This is a genomic window from Microbulbifer mixtoriginis (SeqCode) (genome assembly GCF_052468275.1).
Window position 1 is genome coordinate 2,103,307 of sequence record NZ_CP174341.1, and the last position, 17,086, is coordinate 2,120,392.

Genomic DNA, 17,086 nt, shown 5'->3' on the forward strand with positions numbered 1-17,086 from the left:
GCGGAGATATTGAAACAGAACGGCTACCTCCGCAAGTTTTCCGGTCACTTATAAACCTAAATAAACCCGGTAAAGGCTATAGGGGCGGTTGAGGAGATCAAGGGGTGTTTGGTCTCCTCCCTGAAAATGGCACCTGTGAGCGAATGTCAGTGCCGTTTGCTTATACTCGACTTTAAACGGCTCCTCTTTAGTATTCTTAGCCGCGCTGAAGGATAACCTCAATAACCAACTTACTACCAAAGTAGGCCAGCATTAGTGCAGCAAAGGCACACAGAGTCCAACGCACGGCAGTGTTACCGCGCCAACCCCACTGCCAATGCCCCCAAAGAAGAATACTGTAAAGCACCCAGGCGAGCAGGGAGAGCACTGTCTTGTGTAGGGGGCCCTGCTCAAAAAGGTTACCCACAAAGATAAATCCGGTAATCAGGGAGGCAGTTAACAGTAATTGGCCGAAAGCAATTAACCCAAAGAGTAATGACTCCATGCTTTGCAGGGGGGGGAGCAGGCGCATGGCACCCACTGGCCGATGGTTGTGTAGCTGCTGGTTCAGGTAATAAAGGTAGATGGCCTGTAGGGTTGCAAGAGTAAGTAGGGAGTAGGCGGAGATTGATAGCAGCGCGTGTATGGCAATCCCAGAAGATAACTGTTGGTGTGGTGCAACGCCTCCCCAGGTGTGGGACGCGGTCAGTTCGGTGAGTGCTCCTAACGGGGCAAAAATCAGTATCAACAAGGTTAGTGGTCGATTCACCGCTAGGATAAGCAACAATAAGTTCACCACCCAGGTGATTAATGACAGCATTGCTAACAGATCAAAGCGATAGCCTGCTGAGGAAAACAGTGTCTGCGCAAGGGATATTGCGTGGGTGGCCAGGGCTCCGGCGAGCAGGCCCAGGAGCAGTTTACGATCGGGCTGTTGGGCGCGGGCAAGGGCCCTGGCCGCGACAATGGTGGTAGCTATATATAGCGCGATGGCCGTCCAGTGGGCGAATGCCGCCATTGGTTAGATCCGTATCTTCTAAGCAGTGGAGGAGGAGTGTGTCACAGCACGCTTTAACAGGGAAGATCTGGTGATATTTCGGCTGTGACGGGACCTGAGCTATACTGCCGCGCCTCAGAGTGGGAGTTTGGAGATACTCCCCAAAAAAATTTCGCGGCCCTCCGCACCGGGGTCCTGTCCGCAATCGGAGAAATCGAGACGAATTTATGTTCGATAACCTGAGTGACCGCTTATCGGCGGCCCTAAAAAAAGTCACCGGCAAGGCCCGTCTGACCGATGACAATATCCGCGATACCCTGCGTGAAGTGCGCAAAGCGCTGCTTGAGGCGGATGTCGCTCTGCCAGTCGTGAAGGCCTTTGTACAGCAAGTGCGCACAGCCGCTGTTGGGCAGAAGGTTAGCAAGGCCCTGAACCCAGGGCAGCAGTTCGTCAAGATTGTTCAGGATGAGCTGGTTAAGGTGATGGGTGCTGCTGCAGAGCCGCTCAACCTTGCAGTTCAGCCCCCCGCTGTGATTTTGATGGCGGGCCTTCAGGGGGCCGGTAAAACCACCAGTGTTGCCAAGCTAGCCAAATACCTGCAGGAGCGGGAAAAGAAGAAAGTTATGGTGGTGAGTGCGGACGTGTATCGCCCCGCAGCCATCAAGCAGCTGGAAACTCTGGCAGGTGAAGTGGGCGCACTGTTCCATGCTTCAACTCCTGATCAGAAGCCCCTGGATATTGCCAAGGGTGCAGTGGATGCGGCGCGAAAGCAATTTGCCGATGTACTGATTGTCGATACCGCGGGTCGTCTGCATATTGACAGTCAGCTGATGGATGAAATCCGCGAGCTGCACAGTGAGTTGGATCCCGCAGAAACCCTGTTTGTTATCGACGCAATGATCGGTCAGGATGCGGTAAATACCGCCAGCGCCTTCAATGAGGCCCTGCCACTGACCGGGGTTATTCTGACTAAGGCAGATGGTGATGCACGCGGTGGTGCGGCACTCTCTGTGCGCCATGTTACTGGCAAGCCGATCAAGTTTATCGGTGTTGGTGAAAAGACCGACGCCCTGGAAACCTTCCACCCGGACCGTATCGCCTCCCGTATCCTGGGTATGGGCGACATTCTGTCTCTGATTGAAGAAGCAGAGCAGAAGATCGATAAAGAGAAAGCCGAAAAGCTGGTTAAGAAGGTCCAGAAAGGTAAAGGCTTTGACCTGGAAGACTTGCGCGACCAGTTGCAGCAAATGCAAAACATGGGTGGCTTTGGCTCCCTGTTGGAGAAAATGCCCGGCATGGGTGGTGTGGCGCAGGCCGCACAACAGGCCGACATGGGTAAAGAATTTAAGCGTATGGACGCCCTGATTTCCTCCATGACGCCGGCCGAACGCCGCAATCCTGACCTTCTTAACGGTTCGCGCAAGCGCCGTATCGTCGCCGGCTCCGGCACCCAGCTGCAAGACCTCAATCGCTTGCTTAAACAGCATAAGCAGATGGGCAAGATGATGAAAAAGCTCAAGGGCGGCGGTATGGGCAAGATGATGCGCGGCCTCGGTGGAATGACCGGGGGTGGTGGTCTGCCCGGAGGTCTCGGCGGAATGGGCGGTATGCCCGGTGGCCTGCCCCCCGGATTCAAGAAAAAGTAAGGGTTTTCGGGGCTCTGAGGGCCCTAGGAATCGCTATACAAATCTCTGGCGGTACATTAGAATACGCCGCCTTTCAGCCGGGTGAGCTGCCGGCAGAGATGTTTGGGTGACAGCTTATTGCTGTCGCCAAGTGTTAAAAAATACAGGAAAGTTACATGGTAACCATTCGTTTGGCTCGTGGCGGTGCTAAAAAACGCCCGTTCTATCACCTGACCGTAACCGACAGCCGCAAGTCTCGCGACGGTCGATTCATTGAGCGTGTTGGCTTCTTCAACCCGGTTGCCCGTGGCCAGGAAGAGCGTCTGCGCATTGATCGTGAGCGTGTTGACTACTGGCTGGGTCACGGTGCTCAGGTTTCTGATCGCGTCAGCAAGCTGCTGAAAGAATCTGCTTAATTTGCGCGTAAGTGGTGCTCCTGTGACAGATAACGGAAAACCTTCCGAAGAGTTGGTCACGGTTGGGCGCGTTACTACCGTTTATGGTGTGCGCGGCTGGGTCAAGGTTCACTCCTATACCGAGCCGATGGACAACATCCTGCAGTTCCCTAATTGGCGCTTGCAGGGGCCGAAAGGTTGGGAAGCTCTCGAAATTGACGCTGGTAAGCGTCACGGTAAGGGCTTAATAGTACATGTGAAAGGCATTGATGACCGCGATTTGGCGGCTCGACTTTGCCAGCGCGATATAGCTGTAGCTCGTGAACTGATGCCTGAGCTTGAGCGGGGTGAGTATTACTGGCACCAGCTCGAGGGATTAAAGGTTGTCAGCCATTTCGATGGCGAAGATCACGACTTTGGTATCGTCGCTCGCATGATGGAAACTGGCGCCAACGATGTAATGGTGGTGCGCGGTGGAGCGGATAAGCGCGAGCGCTTGATTCCCTATCTGCCGGATCAGTTTATAACCAATATTGATCTGGAAGCCGGTGTAATAACCGTCGACTGGGACCCAGCTTTTTAAGGCGCTGAGCGATGACTAAAAAAATCGCTCTGGTAAGCATTTTTCCGGAGATGTTTGCTGCATTGACCGAGTATGGTGTCAGCGGTCGGGCCGTCAAAGATGGCCTGTTGGAAGTGCGCTGCTGGAACCCTCGGGATTTCACCAGTGACAAGCATCGCACTGTGGATGATCGCCCTTATGGCGGTGGTCCCGGAATGGTGATGATGGCTGAACCCCTTTATCAGTCCCTGCAGGCCGCGCGCGCCTGGGCTGGGGAAGAGGGCGAAGCTGTACGCACTATCTACCTGTCTCCGCAGGGACAGCAACTGGATCAGCGCGGGGTCGAAAACCTCTCTGGCGCTGGCAATCTGGTTTTGTTGGCCGGGCGTTACGAAGGGGTAGATGAGCGTATCGTCGAATCAATGATCGACGAGGAGTGGTCCATTGGTGACTATGTCCTAAGTGGTGGTGAACTGGCTGCTATGGTGTTGGTGGATACCATTACACGGCTGATTCCCGGCGCGCTAGGGCACGACCAGTCGGCGGTTGAGGATTCATTCTCCTCGGGTTTGCTCGACTGTCCCCACTATACCCGGCCCGAACAGTACCGGGGTGTGGCGGTACCGGAAGTGTTGCTCTCGGGCAACCACGAAAGAATACGCCGCTGGCGCCTGAAGCAGGCACTGGCGCGCACACAGCAGCGTCGACCCGACCTTTTGGATGGGCTGGAGCTGAACAAGGAGCAGAAGCAACTGTTGGAAGAAATTCGACAGGAGTGGAAATCCGATAAAACTTGATGCCGGATTCGCCGGGAGGCGGGAGTAGTTCGGTGAACTAGCTGAGAAGCTACATAAACTCTATTTGGGAGCAAATCCAAATGACTAACAAAATTATCCAGCAGCTGGAGCAGGAACAGCTGAAGAGCGAAGTACCTCCCTTCGCGCCGGGCGACACTGTAATCGTTCAAGTGAAAGTAAAAGAAGGTAACCGCGAGCGTCTGCAGGCGTTCGAAGGTGTGGTAATCGGCAAGCGCAACCGCGGCCTGAACTCCTCCTTTACCGTGCGTAAAATCTCCCACGGTGTTGGTGTTGAGCGTACTTTCCAGACTCACAGCCCGCTGGTTGACAGCATCAAGGTTAAGCGTCGTGGTGACGTACGCCAGGCTAAACTCTACTACCTGCGCAGCCTGACTGGTAAAGCCGCACGTATTAAAGAGAAGCTTAACTAAGCACCTCTCATACAGCTCGCAGAAAAGCCGGGGTTATTCTCCGGCTTTTTTGTATCCGTAGTCTTCCCTTTATGGCCAGTCATGTGCCAAGCCCGAAAGGCTGAATCGCTCATGGAAGTGCATTTGAACTTCTGGCATCACGCTTCTCCCTTTGTCCCCGACAGTTACGCTATCTACCCCTGTATCCTTTAGATCAGCGCACAACTTGGGAGTTTGTACGTAGTGTCCAGTGCCTGAATATGTTAAAACGCGCCATGTGGATCTGAAATGGCATATAGCTGCCATACTGGCTGGAACTGAAGGCCGACGTTTGAGTCGAACCTCATTGAGAATTTAAGGAGCAATCGGTAATGATGCTTATCAAGAAGCCGCTGGCGCTCGCTGGAGTGCTGCTCGGTCTGCTTGGCCCAGCGGCCCTTGCAGAGGTCGACGCAAACGTTGCGAAGACAATCAAAGCCCGCCTTGAGGCAAGTAACCCCAAGCCTACTTATGGTGAAGTGCGTGAGACCCCGATCGAGGGGCTCTACGAAGTAGAGCTTGACGGTGGTAGCAGTACTCTGTTTGTCTCAGCCGATGGCAACCATTTTATTCTGGGGGACCTGTTCCAGGCTAAGACTGGCGGAGGTTTTGCGAACCTCTCTGAGGGGCGCCGGGCAACTCGCCGGGCCAAGGTGATGGAAACCCAAAGCATCGACGATATGATCGTCTTCTCGCCCAAAGGCGAGACCAAAGCGCGTATCTATGTTTTCACCGATGTCGACTGTGGCTATTGCCGCAAGTTGCACCAGGATGTTCCTGAGCTGAACAAGCGCGGGATCGAAGTAAGATATTTGGCATTCCCGCGCGGCGGCCTGCAATCTCTGGGTTATCGCAAGCTCGCTACTGCCTGGTGTGCCGATGACACCAATAAAACGCTCACCGCATTGAAGAACCGCGAAAACGTGCCTTTGCAGGTCTGCAATAACAACCCGGTTGCCGCCCAATATAAATTGGGTAACGAGGTGATCGATGTACGCGGCACGCCCACTATTGTGATGGAGGATGGCAGGGTTGTGCCCGGTTATCTGCCTCCAGCCACTCTAATTAAAGAGCTGGGTATTTAAGATCAGCGGAAGAAAGCGGCCTCTCTAAAGCGGCCGCTTTTTTATCTAAGTCGGGCTCTTCAATGCTACTTTACGTGGCTGAGTCATATTCTCTGGAGCGAGAATATCATTTAACTCCTCCTCACTTAGTAACCCCTCATCCAAAATCAACTGCTTGACGCTCGCGCCCGTCATCAATGCTTGCTGGGCAATACGAGTGGCATTTTCGTAGCCGATAAACGGATTTACCGCGGTGATCAGGCCGATACTGTTTTCTACCAACTGCCGGCAATGCTCTTCATTCGCGCTGATGCCATTGACACAGCGTTGAGCCAAGGTATGCATGGCTTGGGTCATTAAGCGCATAGACTGTAGCAAGTTGAAGGCGATAACTGGTTCCATGACATTTAACTGCAGCTGGCCCGATTCCGCTGCCAAGGTGATTGTCAGGTCGTTACCGATTACTTGGTAGGCCACCTGGTTGACCACCTCGGGAATTACTGGATTTACCTTACCAGGCATAATGGAGGAGCCTGGCTGCATCGGTGGCAGATTGATTTCATTGAGACCTGCGCGAGGGCCGCTGGAGAGAAGGCGTAGGTCGCTGCAGATCTTTGAAATTTTTACTGCGATACGTTTCATTACCCCGGAAAACATGACGAAGGCACCCATATCAGAAGTGGCCTCTACTAGATTTTCCGCGCAGACAAAGTCGATGCTGGAAATTTCAGACAGTGCCGATACAACCAGTTGACGATATTGCGGGTCGGTATTAATACCTGTACCGATTGCGGTGCCGCCCATATTGATTTCTTTAAACAGGGCTACTAGCTCTTTAACCCGAGCGGCATCTTCACGAATGGTTGCAGCAAAAGCGGCAAACTCCTGCCCCAGGGTCATGGGTACTGCATCCTGTAGCTGGGTGCGGCCCATTTTAATAACCTGTGCAAATTCCTTGGCTTTGCCATCAAATTCGATACACAGCTCCTCCATAGACTGCACCAGGTCGTTGTAGCTGAGCAGGACTGCTAGGTTGATGGAGGAGGGGTAAACATCGTTGGTGGATTGCGATAGGTTTACATGGTTGTTGGGGTGAGCGTTTTTGTATTCACCCTTATTGTGGCCGAGCAATTCCAGCGCGCGATTGGCAATTACTTCATTGGCGTTCATATTGGTGGAGGTGCCGGCACCGCCTTGAATCATGTCCACCAGGAATTGATCGTGCAGCTTGCCTTCAATAATTTCATCGCAGGCTTTGGCAATTGCCACTTCCAGGTTCTTTTCTAAGTAGCCGAGTTCGCAGTTGGCATGAGCCGCAGCCTTCTTCACCATGGCCAGCGCTTTGACCAAGTTAGGGAAGTGGTTGAGGGTGATACCAGTAATTTGGAAGTTTTCCAGGGCGCGCAGGGTTTGAATGCCAAAATAGACATCGGCCGGTACTTCGCGCTCTCCGAGCAAATCTTTTTCGATGCGGTATTCACTACTGGTAGTGAATACCGGCATGGGTTTTAGGGTGTGGAAATCGTTTGTCATGGTACTTCTGCTTTCTCTTCATCTGCATAGGGGCAAGTGCACCAATAACCAGGATTAACCTGGGTTACGGGGTGCCCGTGGTTGTTATCATTTGGGCCTCTTGGTTGGGCCTTAATAGAAATTCATGCTTAAAGTGGAGTGGCAAAAAAACTCTGTGGACCTTCAGTGTTTGAGGCTCGGATATTTTCGCGAATACTGCGATTGATCTCATCGGAATCCGGGCCAAATACCCCGCACAGTTTTAATGCGTTTTTGATGCTGATATTACGTCCGAGAGATTCCAGCAATACTTTTGTACATACGGGTTCGCGCCGGTCACTGGCAGAGGCGCCCAGCTTGAGGCCGGATAAATAACTCACTCGGCTTTTATAGGTGGGATAGAGGATTGTCTGGGCGATTTCGTTGCGTGTCAGCGCTTCATAGCCAATCAAAAATATACGCTCCGAGAGAAAAAGCAGCATGCCTTTGTAGCGGGATTTGTACCACTCCTCCCTATCTGGATAGCGCATGCGCTCGAAGCGCTGGAAATAATATCCTTCCCCATCGGACTCGATATGCAGCAGGCTGCGAATAATATGATCGGGAAAAGTCATCGAGTAGTGATATTCAAAGTAAAAGCCCAGGTATTTATCAGCGCGCCCCTGTGACTCCCGCATTAGCAAGTCAATATCCATAGAGTAGGGGCGGGAGGATTCGACAGTCGTAGCGGTGCGGCGTACCCGAACAATTTGCTCAAACTGTTCGGCGGGCATCAGAATTTCATGGGGTTCAACACCAAAGAAGTGGCAGATTTTACTGAGAGTGTACTGTGAGGGCTGTGTATTACCGCTGAGGTATTTATTAAATTGTGCTCGGTTCACACCCATGCGCCGACACACCTCGGCGATGGAGCGATAGAAACTGCACAACAGGCGCAAGTTTTGTGAAAAATTATTGCTCATCAAGGAGTATCTGCTTCTGGTCTAAGTGCCCAGTATTTTCCTCTAAACTAATACCTGGCCACATTTGGTCGCCCGATAAAAAGCCGTCGGGATTTATATCTGCAACGATAAGCTGGCAGAATTTTTTCTGCGTATTGCTCAATAAATCCCGTTTGATTTTGTTAGGGGGTGCATTCCCCGCATAGCGGAGTTTCCATTAAGTCTTTAACTTCACTGTTTGTGAAGTTCATGGCTAACAGATGATTCAATTTGGCATAGCAGGCTTCGCTGGTCATATCCAGGCCACCGATCACCCCGGCGTGCAATAGTGCCGAGCCGGCAGCGTACTTGCCGAGATCCACATGGTTTTCCAGGCATTGTGATACCGCCACACAAATAATTCCCAGCTCTGTAGCTCTGGTAAGCTGCTCGGTAAATGCCTGATTGTCGGTGGGGGCATTGCCGGTACCGTAGGTTTCAATCACTATACCGCGTGGGCGTGCTTCAATAACTTTACTGAGAAACAGCGGAGTAATTCCGGGGAATAATTTCACCAATACAACGCTGCCATCGGCGTTGTTGGGGATTTCAAACTGCGGTGTGTCTCCGTGCATCAATAAAGCATTAGGATCGATATGCACCTGGATGCCCACTTCGCCGAGGCTTGGATAATTGGGGCTGGAGAAGGCATCCAGTGAGCCGGAGCTGACTTTTACCGCACGGTTGCCGCGGAGCAGCTTGCCGTTAAAGTAGAGGCAGACCTCACCGATACTATCTGAACCGCTCAACAGCAAGGCGGCGATTAAATTGTTATAAGCGTCGCTGCGCATTTCCCGCAAGGGGATCTGAGAGCCGGTTACCACTACCGGTTTGGCCAGTCCCTGCAGGGCGAAGGACAGCGCGGAGGCGGTATAAGCCATAGTATCGGTGCCGTGCAGCACAACGAAGCCTGTGTAGTGGCTATAGTTGTCGCGTATCAGGGCGGCGATGCGGTACCAGTCCTGGGGTTGCATATTGGCGCTGTCGAGGAGCGGGTCGAGGGCCTGGAAGTCATAGCTCGGTAGTTGGCCGATCACATCCTGTAGCAGGCGCTGCAGGGCACCTTCAAGATCGGCGTCCGGCACATAGCCGGATTCACTGCGGCGCATTCCCAGGGTTCCGCCAGTATAAAGGATAAGGGTTTTTTTCATCACTCGACCGCTATCTGAGTCCGTTTTTCAGTGCGCCCATTTTTTGGAAAAGGCGCGGTGGATGCAATTTCGCAGGTTGCTGGTACCTGATGCTAGTAGATGCACTTATAGCATCTACTGAGGATGGCTCCTATTTCAAGGAGTTCTTTTGGGTGACAAAAGTTTCGTTTACCCCATCGTTGAGGGTGGAGTCTGGCTGGCGCAATTTTATTGACTTTTTTGCTTTCAGCTCGGTAAGGTTGTCGATATTTTGTTAATTTTATTTGTTTTTATTGCGTCTTCTCCTGGTGTGGCATTTTAGGTTGGGGTGCATTGCCGGGGGCCTACGCGCGGAGGGAATTTGTGAGCGCAACAATTGAAGACGTCGCAGAGGCGGCGGATCAGATGCCTGCGGTAGAGCCGCAGCGTGCAGTGCGTATCGGTGTTTGCGGTTTGGGCACGGTGGGCAGCGGAACAATCAATGTCCTGGCGCGCAATGGAAACGAAGTGGCCGCGCGTTGTGGCCGCTCGGTAGTGATTGAGCAGGTCGGGGCCCGCCGCGACAACCCCGATTGCGATACCAGCGAGCTGGATGTTACCCGCGATATCTTCGATGTCGCCAACAACCCCAATGTTGATATTTTGGTGGAGCTGATTGGCGGCACCACGGTAGCGCGCGAGCTGGTCCTGGTGGCAATTGAAAACGGCAAGCATGTGGTGACCGCGAACAAGGCACTGATCGCCGAGCACGGTAATGAGCTGTTTGAACTGGCCGCACAAAAGGGGGTCACCATTGCCTATGAAGCGGCCGTGGCCGGTGGCATCCCTATTATTAAATCTCTGCGCGAGGGCCTGGTGGGCAACCGCATCGAATGGCTCGCCGGTATTATTAATGGCACAGGAAATTATATCCTCACTGAAATGCGCGAGAAGGGTCGCAGCTTTGATGAGGCTCTGGTTCAGGCGCAGGCTTTGGGATATGCAGAAGCAGACCCGACCTTCGATGTAGAAGGCATCGATGCTGCGCACAAGCTGGTAATTATGGCTTCCTTGGCTTTCACTATCCCGCTTGCCTTCGACAAGGCTTATACCGAGGGTATCAGCCGCATTTGTCCGGAAGATATCCGCTATGCCGATGAACTCGGCTATCGCATTAAACATCTGGGCATCGCGCGCCGCACAGAGCAGGGGGTGGAACTGAGGGTACATCCAACCTTGATTCCCCAGCGTCGCCTGATCGCCAATGTAAATGGTGTGATGAATGCGGTGCTGGTCAACGGCGATGCGGTGGGGCCAACGCTGTATTACGGCGCAGGCGCCGGTGCCGAAGCTACAGCCTCGGCAGTGATTGCCGATATTGTCGATGTGGCGCGCACCCTGGATGCCAAGCCGGATCAGCGGGTACCGGCTGCCGGGGTGGCCTTGGCAGAGCAGGGCGATACCCTGGTGTTGCCGGAGGAAGAAGTGGTCACCAGCTATTACCTGCGTATTTCCGCTCATGATAAGCCGGGTGTTATGTCCAAGGTGGCAACTATTTGTAGCGATCAGGGCATCAGCATTGAGGCCCTGATTCAGCACGAGCCGGTCGATGGGGAAGAGTTGGTCCCAGTGGTGATTCTCACCAGCCGTGCCAGGGAGGCCTGCCTGCGCGAGGCGGTCGCGCAAATTGAGGCCCTGGATACAGTCGAGGGGGAAGTGGTGCGCATTCGCGTGGAGAGCCTCGGCTGATCCTTACTCCCTTTGCTACATGGCGCCGTTCCATAGGAGTCGGTGCCAGTTTTCACTATTGCCCACGAGATCCAAGAGCGAAATAACATCGTGAAATTTGTCAGCACCCGCGGCCGCGCGCCGTCTCTCTCTTTTGCCGATACCGTCCTCACCGGGCTCGCCAGCGATGGCGGTCTCTATGTGCCCGAGTCACTGCCGCAATTTTCCCGAGTGGATATTGCGGCTATGGCGGGTATGGATTACCAGCAGTTGGCTTTTGAAATTATCCGGCCGTTTGTGGGAGAGGATCTCAGTAAGCGGGAGCTGCGGGATATTATCGGGCGCTCCTATGGTTTGGGGCAGGGTCAGTTTCGTCACAGGGCGGTAGCGCCTTTGGTACAGACCGATACCAATGAGTGGATTCTTGAGCTTTTCCACGGCCCGACTTTGGCCTTTAAAGATTTTGCCCTGCAGTTTCTCGGTCAGTTGTTCGACCACCTGCTGAAAAAGCGTGGTGAGCGCGTGGTGGTGATGGGGGCGACTTCCGGGGATACCGGTTCGGCGGCAATTGAAGGCTGCCGCCACTGCGACAATATCGATATTTTTATTTTGCATCCCCACAATCGGGTCTCAGAAGTACAGCGCCGGCAGATGACCACAGTGTTGTCAGACAATGTGTTCAATATTGCCATGGAAGGTAATTTCGACGATTGCCAGAATATGGTGAAGGCCAGCTTCGCCAACCAGTCATTTTTACCCGATGGGCGCCGTTTAGTGGCGGTGAACTCCATTAATTGGGCGCGCATTATGGCGCAGATTGTCTACTACTTTTACGCGGCCTTGCGCCTGGGCGCACCAGATAAGACGGTAAATTTCTCCGTGCCCACCGGCAATTTTGGCGATATTTTTGCCGGTTACCTGGCGAAGCAGATGGGTTTGCCAATCGACCAATTGGTGATCGCTACCAACGCCAACGATATCCTGCACCGCTGCATCAGCGATAACGACCACACGCCCAAGCCGCTGATACACAGCCTGTCGCCCAGCATGGATATCATGGTGTCGAGCAATTTTGAGCGCCTGCTGTTTGATCTCTACGGCCGCGATGGTGCCGCAGTGGCGGAGTTGCTGGCAGATCGCAGTGTACCTATGCACTTGAGCGAATCGGCCCTGGCGCAGGCCCAAAAGATATTTTCCAGCTATAGGGTCGACGATGCGCGTACTATTGAGGTGATTCGTGAACAGTACCTGGCGACCGGTTATCTGCTCGATCCCCATACCGCTATTGGTGTCGAGGCCGCAAGAAGAGTGCGCCGCTCCGCCGAGCAGCCAATGGTTTGCTTATCCACCGCACACCCGGCAAAATTCCCCGATGCTGTGGCGCAGGCACTGCCACAAACCGAAATTCCCCTGCCGGCCCATATGCAGGACCTCTGGCAACGCGAAGAGCGATTCAAGGTGCTGCCCAACGACTTGTCCCAGGTGCACGACTATATGGCGACCATGCTGTCCGAAGGGCACTAGCTGGCGCAGCGAGGGATTTGGCGGCCGGATTAAAAATAGCTGAGAGAGAATGAATACAACAATTCAGCGGCGGCCAGTGGATTTTTCCACTGGCCGTTTTGCTTCTGAAACCCCCAAAATTTTGCAGAGGGTACTGCTTGGTCGCGGTATCGTCAGCGAGGAAGCCCTGGACCACAGCCTCGCCAAGCTGCAACAACCACAGTCGATGCGGGGGCTGGATACAGCGGTGACACTGCTGGTGGAAGCCGTGCGGGCGCAACAGATGATCTTGATCGTCGGTGACTTCGATGCCGATGGTGCCACCAGCAGCACGCTCGCCGTGCTGGCACTGGGGGCCATGGGTGCGCCGGGCGTGGACTTCCTGGTGCCGAACCGCTTTGATTTTGGTTACGGCCTCACCCCGGAAATCGTAGAGGTGGCCAAGGATTACGCCCCGGATATGCTGATCACCGTGGATAACGGCATCAGCAGCATTGATGGGGTGGCGGCGGCCAAGGCCGCAGGCATGACAGTGATCGTAACCGATCACCACCTGCCCGGCAGTGAGCTGCCGGATGCCGATGCCATTGTGAACCCGAACCAGCCGAACTGTGATTTCCCCAGTAAGAATCTCGCCGGTGTGGGAGTTATCTTTTACCTGTTGAGTCGCCTACGCAGTGCCCTGCAGGAATGCGGTTGGTTTGCGCAGAGCGGTATCGCTCCGCCGAATATGGCTGAATATCTCGATTTGGTGGCGCTCGGCACTGTCGCTGACCTGGTGCCGCTGGATCACAACAACCGCATTCTGGTGCACCAGGGTATCGCCCGTATTCGTTCCGGGCGCTGCCGACCCGGTATTTCCGCTTTATTTGAGGTGGCCGGGCGAGACCAACGCAGGCTTTCCACCACCGATATTGGTTTTATCCTGGGGCCACGTATCAATGCGGCCGGGCGCCTGGATGATATTGGCACAGGCATCCGCTGCCTCCTGACCCGCGATCCCAGTGAAGCTCGTGAGTTGGCGGGGGAGCTGGATAGGCTCAACCGGGACCGCAAGGCCATAGAGCAGGGTATGCAGCGGGAAGCTCTAGCGGCGTTGGAAGAACTGCAGCTGGAGGGGGAAATTCCCTGGAGCCTGTGTCTCTACGATGCCAATTGGCATCAAGGGGTGGTGGGTATTCTTGCCAGTCGTATCAAGGAGAAATTCCACCGCCCGGTAATTGCCTTTGCCGAAGGGGATAACGACCTGGTAAAAGGCTCGGCGCGTTCCATACCCGGCTTGCATATCCGCGATGCCCTGAGCGATGTGGCCGCAGCCAATCCTGAGCTGATCAGTAAATTCGGCGGTCATGCCATGGCCGCAGGGTTGAGTCTGCCTGCACAAAACCTCGATGCTTTCCGGGCGGAGTTTGAACGAGTGGTGCGCAAGCGCCTGGATGAGAATCAATTGCAGGCCGTGATCGATTCCGATGGTGAATTGGATATTGCAGACTACACCCTGCAAACCGCGGCCCTGTTGCGTGCCTGTGCCCCCTGGGGGCAGGCGTTTCCCGAGCCGGTCTTCGATGGCGAGTTTCTATTGCTTCAGCAACGCATTGTCGGCGAGCGGCACCTGAAAATGGTGGTCGCTCCGCTGCAGGCGCCACAGCTGGCCCTTGATGCCATTGCTTTTAATATAGATACAGACCAGTGGCCGCAGCCCACCGAGCGAGTGCGCCTGGCTTACAAGTTAGACGTCAATGAATTTCGTGGGCGCGAATCCCTGCAATTAATGGTGAGCCTGCTGGAGGCTATATAGGAGCACCTTTCGGAAAGTTGTGAATTGCTTGGAGCTTGTTCACAACAGTAATAAAAAGTGGTTGGAAGTAAAAAGTAGTGAAACGTAAACAAGTCCAGGCCGAAGTCCTGCTGTTATTAGCCGCTCTTTTCTGGGGCGTCGCCTTTGTGCCACAAAAGATCGCCATGGCAGATATTGAGCCGTTGGCGTTCAATGCCTGGCGCTTTATCCTCGGCGGCCTTATTTTAGTGCCCATCGTTTATTGGCTATCTTCGCGCAGAGATGCCCAACCTGGCGAGGCGAACGGACATACCGTTAGCCACCGCTGGAGAGCCTGTTTACCCGGCGGTGCTCTACTCGGTTTTTGGTTGTTCCTAGGTGCGGCGCTGCAACAGATCAGCCTGCTCTACACCACTGCTGGCCGCGCTGGTTTTATCACCGGGTTTTACCTCCTGTTGGTGCCGGTTATCGGTTTGTCCCTCGGGCATAAAACCAATCGCTGGACTTGGGGCGGTATTGGTCTGGCTTTATTTGGCCTCTACTGGCTGGCGGACTTCAGTGAAGAATCTCAGTTAGTTGGCGACCTGATGGTGTTTGCCAGTGCTTTTGTCTTCGCCATCCAGGTGCTCTCTGCGGATCGCTTGGTGAAACGCTACGATGCACTGCGTCTGGCCTGTATTCAGTTTCTGGTCTGTGGTCTGTTGTCGGCCCTGGCATCCCTCTTCACCGAGCAGGCAACGATACAGTCCGCTGTGGATGCGGCCTGGCCGATCGCCTACATGATGATTTTCTCCACTGCGCTGGCATTTACTTTCCAGTTGTTGGCTCAGCGCCATGCGGCACCATCCCACGCCACGGTGATTATGAGCCTGGAGGCGGTGTTTGCTCTAGCGGCAGGCTGGTTATTCCTTAATGAGATGCTTAACACCACAGAATTGATTGGCTGTGGCCTGATGCTGGCTGGGATGCTGGTAAGCCATTATGGGAACCACAGTGGTACCCATCACTAGGAAAATACAATGGAATTGTCTGTACTCGCGCTTTTTGTCCCCGCCAGCTTTTTTGCCTCGGTAACCCCGGGACTGTGCATGATGCTGGCCCTAAGCCTTGGTATTACGGTGGGGGTGCGCCACACCCTGTGGATGATGGTTGGCGAGCTGGTAGGAGTAGCGCTAGTGGCCTTGGCTACGGTGCTCGGTGCGGCGGTGGTAATGGTGCAGTATCCCACTGTATTTCAGCTATTTAAATACTGCGGCGGTGCCTACCTCGCCTGGATGGGCATACAGATGTGGCGTTCCCGGGGGCAGCTGGCTTCTCTTGATGCGGCACAGGGGCGCGCCCGGCCCTCCGCAAAAGCGCTGATGGTTCAGGGGTTTATTACTGCGGTTGCAAATCCTAAGGGGTGGGCCTTCTTTATTGCTCTGTTGCCGCCCTTTATCAACCAAAGCAAGCCCTTGGCACCGCAGCTTTCTATGTTGATCGCCACCATACTGTTGCTGGAAACCTTGTGTTTGCTGATTTACGCTGGGGGTGGTCAGGCCCTCAGTCGCCTGCTGGAACGCGCTGAAAATGTACGTTTAATTAACCGTATTTCCGGTACTTTGATGTTACTGGTGGGAGCCTGGCTGGCGCTGTCTTAAGCTGGGTGGCCATTGCTTTATGGAGGAAGTGTGATGGTGAAAATAAAATTGTCTGCTTTGCTGGTGCTGACTTTACTGGCTATGGCGGCCTGCGGTGGAGCCAAGGAGGAAAAGGCTATGGAAAATCAGGTAGAGAATACCCCGGGCTCCAGTCAGCCAGAGGTGACGTCCAACCCTCCCGCAACTAGGTCGGGTGAACTGGTTTGGGTCTATCGCAAGAGTGGCCGCAAGCAGTGCGAGGGCGGTGGCATGACTTTACAGCAGAGTCAGGCCAAGTTACGGGAAAATGGTTTGATGGTGCAGGAATCCCGCTGCGGTGTGCGCACAGATCGAATGTTTCCGGCTGTCTGTGGTGCGCCCACAGGGGATATATTGTTGCACTTGATCAGTATGGACGCTCTGGATGCCGCCCTGGAGCTGGGTTACGACCCTGCCGAAAAGATGCAGTATCAATTTTCCCAGTGCCGGGATAACAGCGCTTAAGGGTAAACTCTAGTGGTCAATAGGTTGGGAGTTGGCAGTGAATATTTCTCAGGCGGCACAGCATTCGGGGCTCAGTAGTAAGGCCCTGCGCCACTATGAATCGATCGGTTTGGTGACTCCCGCGCGCAAGGCCAATGGCTACCGCCATTACACCGAGGACAATCTGGAGACCTTGCGCTTTATCCAGCGCGCTCGCGCCTGCGGCTTCTCCATAGAGGAGGTACGCACTCTGTTGGGGCTTAAGGGTAATCCCGAGCGACACAGCCGTGAAACCAAGCAGTTGGTGCACGAAAAACTCTCCATGCTAGAAACCCAGTTGCGCGATATGTTGGCAATGCGTGAAACCCTACATTCGTTTATCGACAGTTGTGCCGGTGATGACTCACCGGACTGCGCGATTTTGCAGAAGTTATCCGGTCAGTTCTGCAAATAGGGATTTTGCGCAATTTACAGCGGCTGGCTGACTGGAAGGACCCCCGCGCGCTG

The 17,086-nt window shown here is 54.1% G+C and carries 17 protein-coding genes; 13 read left to right on the forward strand and 4 right to left on the reverse strand.

What is annotated here, in order from left to right; all coding sequences use genetic code 11:
* Window positions 1-196: 196 nt before the first annotated feature.
* Window positions 197-997 carry a cytochrome C assembly family protein gene (locus ACJJIC_RS09185; protein WP_444884187.1) on the reverse strand — a complete coding sequence of 267 codons (801 nt, stop codon included), beginning with the start codon at window positions 995-997 and terminating at the stop codon, window positions 197-199.
* A 206-nt stretch (window positions 998-1,203) separates the two neighbouring features.
* On the opposite strand from ACJJIC_RS09185, the gene ffh reads away from it, so the two are divergent.
* From ffh to ACJJIC_RS09215, 6 genes are all read left to right on the forward strand, one after another.
* Complete coding sequence (gene ffh, locus ACJJIC_RS09190; protein ID WP_252082643.1) at window positions 1,204-2,622, forward strand: signal recognition particle protein; 1,419 nt, start codon at window positions 1,204-1,206, stop codon at window positions 2,620-2,622.
* Between the two features lie 155 nt (window positions 2,623-2,777).
* Window positions 2,778-3,017 (forward strand): 30S ribosomal protein S16, encoded by a 240-nt coding sequence (rpsP, locus tag ACJJIC_RS09195; protein WP_226648429.1) that lies wholly within the window; start codon window positions 2,778-2,780, stop codon window positions 3,015-3,017.
* Window positions 3,018-3,039: 22 nt separating this feature from the next.
* On the forward strand, window positions 3,040-3,579 hold the full coding sequence (rimM, locus tag ACJJIC_RS09200) for a ribosome maturation factor RimM (protein ID WP_444886821.1): 540 nt from the start codon (window positions 3,040-3,042) through the stop codon (window positions 3,577-3,579).
* A gap of 11 nt (window positions 3,580-3,590) precedes the next feature.
* On the forward strand, window positions 3,591-4,355 hold the full coding sequence (gene trmD / locus ACJJIC_RS09205; RefSeq protein WP_444910166.1) for a tRNA (guanosine(37)-N1)-methyltransferase TrmD: 765 nt from the start codon (window positions 3,591-3,593) through the stop codon (window positions 4,353-4,355).
* Between the two features lie 74 nt (window positions 4,356-4,429).
* Window positions 4,430-4,786 carry a 50S ribosomal protein L19 gene (gene rplS, locus ACJJIC_RS09210; protein ID WP_286037023.1) on the forward strand — a complete coding sequence of 119 codons (357 nt, stop codon included), beginning with the start codon at window positions 4,430-4,432 and terminating at the stop codon, window positions 4,784-4,786.
* A gap of 350 nt (window positions 4,787-5,136) precedes the next feature.
* Window positions 5,137-5,889 carry a DsbC family protein gene (locus ACJJIC_RS09215; protein ID WP_252082637.1) on the forward strand — a complete coding sequence of 251 codons (753 nt, stop codon included), beginning with the start codon at window positions 5,137-5,139 and terminating at the stop codon, window positions 5,887-5,889.
* A 45-nt stretch (window positions 5,890-5,934) separates the two neighbouring features.
* On the opposite strand, the gene aspA is transcribed toward ACJJIC_RS09215, so the two are convergent.
* From aspA to ACJJIC_RS09230, 3 genes are all read right to left on the reverse strand, one after another.
* Window positions 5,935-7,401, reverse strand: a complete 1,467-nt coding sequence (aspA, locus tag ACJJIC_RS09220) for an aspartate ammonia-lyase (protein WP_444910165.1) — start codon at window positions 7,399-7,401, stop codon at window positions 5,935-5,937.
* Between the two features lie 128 nt (window positions 7,402-7,529).
* Entirely contained in the window at window positions 7,530-8,342 is an 813-nt protein-coding gene (locus ACJJIC_RS09225) for a helix-turn-helix domain-containing protein (RefSeq protein ID WP_252082633.1), read from the reverse strand.
* Window positions 8,343-8,503: 161 nt separating this feature from the next.
* Complete coding sequence (locus tag ACJJIC_RS09230) at window positions 8,504-9,511, reverse strand: asparaginase (protein WP_444910164.1); 1,008 nt, start codon at window positions 9,509-9,511, stop codon at window positions 8,504-8,506.
* 384 nt (window positions 9,512-9,895) lie between these two features.
* Here ACJJIC_RS09230 and ACJJIC_RS09235 point away from each other — a divergent pair, with 384 nt between their 5' ends.
* The 7 genes from ACJJIC_RS09235 (at window position 9,896) to ACJJIC_RS09265 (ending at window position 17,033) form a co-directional block, all read left to right on the forward strand.
* Entirely contained in the window at window positions 9,896-11,218 is a 1,323-nt protein-coding gene (locus ACJJIC_RS09235) for a homoserine dehydrogenase (RefSeq protein ID WP_444910971.1), read from the forward strand.
* A 90-nt stretch (window positions 11,219-11,308) separates the two neighbouring features.
* Window positions 11,309-12,721, forward strand: coding sequence for a threonine synthase (gene thrC, locus ACJJIC_RS09240; RefSeq protein WP_444910970.1), 1,413 nt, complete (start codon window positions 11,309-11,311; stop codon window positions 12,719-12,721).
* 49 nt (window positions 12,722-12,770) lie between these two features.
* Complete coding sequence (gene recJ / locus ACJJIC_RS09245; protein WP_444910163.1) at window positions 12,771-14,498, forward strand: single-stranded-DNA-specific exonuclease RecJ; 1,728 nt, start codon at window positions 12,771-12,773, stop codon at window positions 14,496-14,498.
* 77 nt (window positions 14,499-14,575) lie between these two features.
* A complete protein-coding gene (locus ACJJIC_RS09250; RefSeq protein ID WP_444884194.1) occupies window positions 14,576-15,487 on the forward strand; it encodes a DMT family transporter in 912 nt (303 codons plus the stop codon).
* A 9-nt stretch (window positions 15,488-15,496) separates the two neighbouring features.
* Window positions 15,497-16,117: a LysE family translocator gene (locus ACJJIC_RS09255; protein ID WP_444884195.1), complete on the forward strand. Its 621-nt coding sequence runs from the start codon at window positions 15,497-15,499 to the stop codon at window positions 16,115-16,117.
* Window positions 16,118-16,150: 33 nt separating this feature from the next.
* The gene (locus ACJJIC_RS09260) at window positions 16,151-16,600 is read left to right on the forward strand and encodes a hypothetical protein (RefSeq protein WP_444884196.1); all 450 of its coding nucleotides are present in this window, start codon (window positions 16,151-16,153) and stop codon (window positions 16,598-16,600) included.
* 37 nt (window positions 16,601-16,637) lie between these two features.
* Window positions 16,638-17,033, forward strand: coding sequence for a MerR family transcriptional regulator (locus ACJJIC_RS09265; RefSeq protein WP_444884197.1), 396 nt, complete (start codon window positions 16,638-16,640; stop codon window positions 17,031-17,033).
* The last annotated feature ends 53 nt before the right edge of the window (window positions 17,034-17,086 follow it).